The following is a 7,056-nucleotide window of genomic DNA, read 5'->3' on the forward strand; positions in this document are numbered from 1 at the left end:
ACTGAACCCGTGGCGGCAACCAGGACTTAAATGCAATGCAAATATTGCTTAAGTGCCCTGCCCCGATGATTGAATTTAGTTTCATCATTATATCATGTTTTAACCTCATCTGAAATTGTGACCGGGCCGCCACCTGGGGGCGGGAGGGGAGATTCAAACGCGGCTGATTTTTGGGGGCGGGAAATTTTCAGGAGCGATCGCGAATTTGGAGGCGACAACACGATAAAATAAGCGTTACCAGAATAGAGTAGCCGCGATCGCGGAGCGTGCAGTTTCCAGGGAACGAGTTAAACAATGGCAAAAACTTACACAGTTGAAATCAATCATCAAGGCACCACCCACACCATAGAAGTGCCCGAAGACAAACAAATTTTGCGTGCCGCTTATGGGGCGGGGATAATGGATCTGCCGAGTTCTTGCAATTCCGGGGTTTGTACCACCTGTGCGGCGAAGATTATCGGCGAAGGCAGTGTGGATCAAAGCGATGCGATGGGTCTCGGACCGGATCTGCTAGAGGAAGGATACGTGCTGCTGTGTGTTGCCTATGCGCGATCGAATCTCAAAATCGAGACCGAAAAAGAAGATGAAGTTTACGAGCGTCAATTCGGTCAAGGTTAAGGAGTTTTGCTTCTATAAAATGCCAAGGATGGGGAGAAATGTTCACTTCTGTGTATGCCACTCAACCCTTGGGGTGGGAAAGGCGTACACAGGAGTCACCCCTTAACTTTACCCCGCCGATGGAATGGCGGTTAATTGCGAAAGAAATTGCCGAATAGGGAATCATTATTAGGAGAAGAGGGATGACGACTCATTTTATCAGTGCGGAAATCGACCTAAAAGCCTCGCCGGTGGAGTTGCAACAAGAGATTGAGGGAGAATTGCAAAAGCGAGGGGAACCCCTGCGCTGGGCCGTGACTGATGTAGATACCGCCAAACAAAAAGCCAAAGTTGAGGCGGTGGTGACGGTGGAAGCGAAGGAAGGCGATCGCTAACTGGCTTGTTCATTTAATGTGCATAATCAATCGAGATAGCAAATCGATGGTCAATTAGTAGACTAGAGGGGGAAAAAGGCCGGGTTTTTATCTTAATCTTTGTGGCGAAACCGTCATTATGTATGTTTGAGAAAATACCCAGTTTTTAACCCTGAACAGGAGTCTTGCGCCAGGGAGAGTTTGACACAACGATTGGTTTAAAAGCCAATAAAATATGCAAATTAAAAGATGTTTAAAAGACTAGAGCGAAGCCAGAGGGTAGTATTGGGGAAAGAAAGATGACTCAACGTCCTTACACGGTGGTGTTAATTGTACCGACAGGTGTAGGGGCAGCGATGGGGGGATATGCGGGGGATGCGTTGCCCGTAGCCAGAGCGATCGCGCAAGTAGCCGATCGCCTGATTACCCATCCCAACGTGCTCAACGGTGCCCAACTGTATTGGCCGATCGCCAATGCATGGTATGTAGAAGGGTACGCACTGGACAAATTTGCGGCTTCCTGCTGGGGGTTGCGATCGGTATGGCAAAATCGCATCGGGTTAATTTTCGATCGCGGCATCGAACCCGAGTTAAGAGTGCGGCACTTGCAAGCAGCGGATGCCACGAGAGCCACATTAGGGTTAAACTTAACCGACTATGCCATTACCGATGCGCCCTTAAACGTGGAATTGCGACTCTCCGAGGCGGGAGCGAGTTGGGGAAGCATTGGCAACCCAGATAGTTTGCTCAGGGCCGCAGAGAAATTAATTGAGCAAGCCAAAGCCGAAGCGATCGCAGTGGTTGCGAGATTTCCCGATGACGAAGGGAGCGAAGCCTTGCAAAACTATCGTCACGGAAGCGGAGTAGACCCCCTTGCCGGTGCCGAAGCAGTAATCAGCCATTTAGTAGTGCGGCAATTTCAGGTTCCCTGCGCCCATGCCCCTGCCTTATTGCCCCTGCCCTTAGAGCCAGAGATTTCCCCCCGTGCCGCCGCCGAAGAAATTGGCTACACCTTTTTACCTTGCGTGTTAGCCGGATTGAGTCGCGCGCCGCAGTTTATCACCCCAAAAAATAGTAACTCTCGCGCTTCGGATTTGTGGGCCGAGGACATCGATGCGGCAGTCATTCCTGGCAATGCAGCCGGGGGCAGTGCTGTGCTAAGTTTGAGTCAGACCCGCACCCAGATTATCGCGGTGAGGGACAATCACACCCAGATGCGAGTTCCGCCAAAAAAATTGGGAATTGCAGCCGTAGAGGTAAACTCATATTTAGAGGCACTGGGTGTGTTAGTGGCGCATCGGGGCGGAATTTCCTCGGCGGCGCTTTGTCCCCAACTCGATCCGCTTCAGTGCCTTAACTGAGCGAGGGAGGTGACAAGCCTCATCTGCGGTCAGTGGGCGATAAAAATTTTCTTCGAGAGTACCGGTGTCAGAACAGCTTCCGAACGAGCCAGAAATGGAACCCCTCACGCGGCCTCAGATTCTCATTGCAATGGGGGTAACAGCCATCATTTTGCTGGGGGTAGCAAAGCTGTGGCTTTACTTGGGCAGCGTTTCGAGATTGGCATGGGAGTGGGATTGGTTGGCGATCGCCTGGGGTGTGGGTCTTGGATTTGGGATTAGCGCCGCCAGTTCCATTGTCTATCGCTGGTGGCCAGCCTATCGTCGCTGCGCCAATTTTTACCTGGAATTAGTGTTAGAACCCTTACTGTGGCCGGATTTAATATGGCTTGGACTGTTGCCCGGAATGAGCGAAGAATTGTTATTTCGCGGCGTGATGCTGCCGGCGATCGGGATGAATCCGGCGGGATTGGTGGTATCGAGCGCTTGTTTTGGGTTCCTGCACCTGAGCGGACCCCAACAATGGCCGTACATGGTATGGGCGACCATCGTGGGGCTGTTATTAGGAAGCAGCGCCTTAATCACGGGAAATTTGCTCGTGCCGATCGCCGCTCACATCGTCACCAATTTGCTCTCCAGCGTGCTGTGGAAAATGGGCAAAATGAGCCAAGAAAGCGAATCGCTGGATTAAGATAAATCGGCGAGACTCAAGCTGTTTTCGAGGGTTATGGCAGGGGAAATCCGGCGAGAGTTCGTGCCGCCATTGCGATCGCCTGCGGGTAGATTTCATATTCTCGTTCTTGAATGCGATCGTGCAGGGTTTGCGCCGTATCTCCCGGCAAAATCGGCACGGCAGCCTGGATTAAAATCGGCCCGCTATCCACTTCTAAGGTGGCAAAATGAACCGTACATCCCGTAATTTTTACCTTAGCTTCCAGGGCATCTTCCACTGCATGAGCGCCTTTGAAACTGGGTAATAAACTGGGATGAATGTTGAGAATGCGATTGGGAAACCCCTCAAACAGAACCCGAGTCAGAATTCGCATCCATCCGGCCATGACCACTAATTCTACATCCAAATCGCGTAAAGTTTCGACAATTTTGCGGTCGAAGTCTTCGCGTTTTTTGAAGTGACGATGATTGAGCAAAACGGCGGGAATATTTCGGCGTTCGGCGCGTTCTAAGACTGTGGCACGGGGATTGTTGTAAATTAAGACTTGGATTTGAGCATTCAATTGTTGCGTGGAGATTGCCTCAGCAATGGCTTCAAAATTCGTGCCGCTGCCCGAGGCGAGAATACCTAATTTAAGTGGGCGATCGCGCGGTGGATTCTCGGCCATAAAATTGGGCGGCAACACTGGAGAAATAACAAAACTCGACATAGATTTGCAAGTCGCTGACGTAGACATCATGCAGGAAATGATAGAGCGGTTTGGCTGGTTTTCGATCGTCCCCGAAGAGCGACCCCGATGAGCCAGATTCGGCTAAGGGCTGGCGATCGGGGCAATCGAAACCCCAAAGGGGATATTTTCTCCGCAGCGGTTTGCTCGATAGTGCTTGCACCGGTCCAGGTTTTCCCATCCTCCTCATCCCGGTTATTTTGCGCCGATGGGGGGTGACTTGCAGGCGATCCGCCCCTGCGATCGCGCCTGGATTTGGCGATCGGGGTTTGGGGGTAAAAACCGGAAAGCCGTTTCCCACAAAGCATAGCGGTGCAAACGCTTGGAATAGAAAAAACCCACGGTTCGAAGGGGCGATCGCGCTCATCCGCCGTGGAGGATTGCGAAAGCGACCTCAATAGGTTAGTCTTTCTGTGAATTGGCAACTGGGGAACCGCAGACTGGTGGACTCGCGCCACCAGAGGAAGGCAATCGCTTTCCTCCTCTCGGGATTCCAATCTCCCTCAATCCCCAATCAAGGCGCTCAAACCCATCCCATTGCCCCCTTAACCAGAGTTTTACCGGGCGGGGGGACCGGGTGGCGAGGGATAGCAACGCCAAGCCGGGGAATAAATTCAAACCGAGGAATCTCCAGTGTGAAAATTGGCGATCGCGCCTTTATTTTTCCAAGCGCCATCCCACCCTTACCCAGTTCCCATGAAAGTTACTTTTATGTAAAACGGGGGTCTTTATTATCTTTGATTAACCATAACATTCCCCGCCAATCAATTCCTATACCGAGGATCGGGGGGTTAGAAATATCGTCGGAAGGATCTGCACTCTGAGGCGAGAGCAACTTTTCCACACCCACCGAGGAACCGCCGGATTTCTTAATCGTCACATTTCTTATTCGTCCTAATCTAACCGCTAAAAATGATGACAAATGAATTCCAAGTGGTAAAATAGTTCCGCTTGGGTTGCTGTCGGGCAATAGCCAACATCAACCCCTAAGAAGGTGAAAACTGCTAAACTGGTACCCCAAAACCAATTTGGGAGTCAATTTCCTTTCCCCAATCTGAAGTGACGGGTTTGGCTTCCTCGATCCGAATCCGAATCCGTAACAGAAGATCTGGATAATTCAAAATCAAGGAAATTCCCAAATATGTAACGGGGGGATGGTCAAAACTATCCACGAACCGGATTAATATATCAAGAAAAGCAGGATCGCTTGGTGCCAAAAATTCTATTAGGAGTGGATGCATGAACATTCCATCGCAGACCAACATTTTTGAAAATCTCCGCCAGCAACTTACAGGTTTACGCAGTGCTGCAAAGAGGTGTTTATCCGTGGGTTTGGCTTTATTGCTAGCCACCTTTGCCACCTTTACGTGGAATTGCGACAGCGCCCTCGCCGTTGAGGAAATTATTCTAAACTATGGAACCGCACGCGAGACGATTTCCATAGAAGATTTAGAAACCTTCGTAGAAACAGGAGCAGAACCGCCGGAATTTCGCACCCGATTGGGAATTTCCGAACGGGATGTAGAGGCATTGCGTTTTATTTTGTCCGAACCAATTCCCGTATCTCGGGAATTTTTGAGAAAAGTGCTCAACAGCACCATCGGACAATTCGTATTGACCCGACTCGAACCGGTGTTTGGAGTAGCAGTGGAAGAAAACGTCTCTGAAGTCATCGATGCCTTTTTAGATGCGGCAGACAATGACGAATTAAGCCTGTTTGAACTGTTTGTAGAGTATCCAGAAACGCGACTGGTAGTGAACGGACCGTTGCTGGAAGAAGCGTACAATCGAATCAGCTTCATTGCCACCGACGTACTGGCGATCGCCCAAGTGGTAGAAACCTATCTGTACGATTTGGTTTGCACCGACGAAGGTTTATTTGGTTCAGATATGAACAACCCGCCAGCCCCGGAACTGTTCCGCAGTTCGACCTCGACAAATTTCGGGTGGCAACGATAAACCGATTTGTCTTGAATTAGGCAAGACAAACTCATCTCTCGCATCGCCTCGCGAGTGGAGGATTGAAATCAGCTTTATCAGCATATCCGCACGCGAGGCAAGGATGACTAATCCTTCAGGAGTGAATCCATGAAATTGCGCTTCCAAACCTTTCTCAAGCGTGTTAACGCTATCCGTCAAAAGTGGGTTAAATTTGTCGCCCTCGCCCTGGCAGTTTTTATAACCACCTTGTCTTTGGTGGTATTTAATCCCAATCCAGCCGTGGCGACCAAAAAAGTGGTTCTAACCTACGGACCGCAGACATTACCGATTCCGGTATCCGAACTCGTCACCTTCGCCAGAACCGGAGAAGCCTCGCGAGTTTTGAGATTTTTAACCGGTGTTGCTAATGTCGATCGCGATACCTTTCGCACCCTTTTGACCCGCGAAATTCCAGCCAACGTGCGATTTTTGGATCGCGCGCTCAACTTTATCGGCGGCGAATTATTCCTCTATGAAATCGGTCAGGTGATTTATCCGCCTTCCCGTCGTAAAGAAATCGAAGCATTGCGATCGAGTATCGTGCTTTCTGCGGCAGACGATCGCAGCGTTTCCCTGTTAGAGGTGATTGAAAAATATCCCGCTCAGGAACTTTACGTGGATGCTAGACAGATTAACAAAGCTTACGGTGAAATCGAATTCTTGGTCGAAGGCGCTATGGAATCGATTATGTTCCTCAGAGAAACTCTGGCTGACTTAATTTGTTAAGCTCAATGTTTGCTGGATAAAACCGTCAAAACAGAGACTCTGTAAACTCCCTTTTTTGGGAGTTTAAAATTCGAGGGAAAATTCAAAATTGCAATAACCAGACTGTTTCTTATCTAAAAAGAAGCAGTTTTTTTGCTTTTAAAACCGGAGAAAAAGTAGAAATGCAACGCGGCTGAAGAGGGAGTAATAGGCTCAAAAATGAAAGATATAGCCTTTCTCAAATTCATTTGGTAAGTAGCCGAATAGTCATTACCGCGCTTACACCTCCGAAATGAAAAATTCTCTACCTTACTCATATGAAAATCTTATAACTATGGCGCGATCGCGACAGGTTTTTTTCACCGATGGGGCGCTACAGGATAAATAACTATTGCGCTTATCGGGATAGTTTTTTCCATCCCTGGGAGTTGGACTAGGGATAAATAACTATTGCGCTAATCGGGATAGTTTTTTCCCATCCCTGGGAGTTGGACTAGGGATAAATAACTATTGCGGATATCGGGATAGTTTTTCCCATCCCTGGGGGTTGGACTAGGGATAAATAACTATTGCGGATATCGGGATAGTTTTTTCCCATCCCTGGGGGTTGGACTAGGGATAAATAACTATTGCGGAAATCGGGATAGTTTTTTCCATCCC

8 protein-coding genes are annotated in these 7,056 nt (G+C 49.2%); 6 read left to right on the forward strand and 2 right to left on the reverse strand.

Going from position 1 to position 7,056, the window contains the following annotated elements; genetic code table 11:
- The first annotated feature begins 294 nt into the window (after positions 1–294).
- The 4 genes from LKK83_RS19450 to LKK83_RS19465 all read left to right on the forward strand — a co-directional run bounded on the left by LKK83_RS19450 (position 295) and on the right by LKK83_RS19465 (position 3,002).
- Complete coding sequence (locus LKK83_RS19450) at positions 295–618, forward strand: 2Fe-2S iron-sulfur cluster-binding protein (RefSeq protein WP_324632953.1); 324 nt, start codon at positions 295–297, stop codon at positions 616–618.
- Positions 619–800: 182 nt separating this feature from the next.
- Positions 801–992: a hypothetical protein gene (locus LKK83_RS19455; RefSeq protein ID WP_324632954.1), complete on the forward strand. Its 192-nt coding sequence runs from the start codon at positions 801–803 to the stop codon at positions 990–992.
- Between the two features lie 278 nt (positions 993–1,270).
- A complete protein-coding gene (locus LKK83_RS19460; protein ID WP_324632955.1) occupies positions 1,271–2,332 on the forward strand; it encodes a DUF3326 domain-containing protein in 1,062 nt (353 codons plus the stop codon).
- A 64-nt stretch (positions 2,333–2,396) separates the two neighbouring features.
- Positions 2,397–3,002, forward strand: a complete 606-nt coding sequence (locus LKK83_RS19465) for a CPBP family intramembrane glutamic endopeptidase (protein WP_324632956.1) — start codon at positions 2,397–2,399, stop codon at positions 3,000–3,002.
- 34 nt (positions 3,003–3,036) lie between these two features.
- Here the strand turns inward: LKK83_RS19465 and purN are convergent, their stop codons facing one another.
- Together purN and LKK83_RS19475 are read right to left on the reverse strand one after the other, a co-directional pair.
- Positions 3,037–3,720, reverse strand: a complete 684-nt coding sequence (purN, locus tag LKK83_RS19470) for a phosphoribosylglycinamide formyltransferase (RefSeq protein ID WP_442957341.1) — start codon at positions 3,718–3,720, stop codon at positions 3,037–3,039.
- A complete protein-coding gene (locus LKK83_RS19475) occupies positions 3,617–4,012 on the reverse strand; it encodes a hypothetical protein (RefSeq protein WP_324632959.1) in 396 nt (131 codons plus the stop codon). The genes purN and LKK83_RS19475 overlap by 104 nt, the downstream gene beginning before the upstream one ends.
- Positions 4,013–4,950: 938 nt before the next feature.
- On the opposite strand from LKK83_RS19475, the gene LKK83_RS19480 reads away from it, so the two are divergent.
- Positions 4,951–5,670: an alpha/beta hydrolase gene (locus LKK83_RS19480; protein ID WP_324632960.1), complete on the forward strand. Its 720-nt coding sequence runs from the start codon at positions 4,951–4,953 to the stop codon at positions 5,668–5,670.
- A 129-nt stretch (positions 5,671–5,799) separates the two neighbouring features.
- Complete coding sequence (locus LKK83_RS19485; RefSeq protein WP_324632961.1) at positions 5,800–6,417, forward strand: alpha/beta hydrolase; 618 nt, start codon at positions 5,800–5,802, stop codon at positions 6,415–6,417.
- Positions 6,418–7,056: the final 639 nt, after the last annotated feature.

The organism is Phormidium sp. CCY1219, from assembly GCF_035615515.1.
Lineage (GTDB): Bacteria > Cyanobacteriota > Cyanobacteriia > Cyanobacteriales > Laspinemataceae > CCY1219.

Bases quoted from the DNA above. Each gene is read 5' to 3' on its own strand.
- LKK83_RS19450 (WP_324632953.1), top strand. From the start codon at position 295: ATGGCAAAAACTTACACAGTTGAAATCAATCATCAAGGCACCACCCAC.
- LKK83_RS19455 (WP_324632954.1), top strand. From the start codon at position 801: ATGACGACTCATTTTATCAGTGCGGAAATCGACCTAAAAGCCTCGCCG.
- LKK83_RS19460 (WP_324632955.1), top strand. From the start codon at position 1,271: ATGACTCAACGTCCTTACACGGTGGTGTTAATTGTACCGACAGGTGTA.
- purN (WP_442957341.1), bottom strand. From the start codon at position 3,720: ATGTCTACGTCAGCGACTTGCAAATCTATGTCGAGTTTTGTTATTTCT.
- LKK83_RS19480 (WP_324632960.1), top strand. From the start codon at position 4,951: ATGAACATTCCATCGCAGACCAACATTTTTGAAAATCTCCGCCAGCAA.
- LKK83_RS19485 (WP_324632961.1), top strand. From the start codon at position 5,800: ATGAAATTGCGCTTCCAAACCTTTCTCAAGCGTGTTAACGCTATCCGT.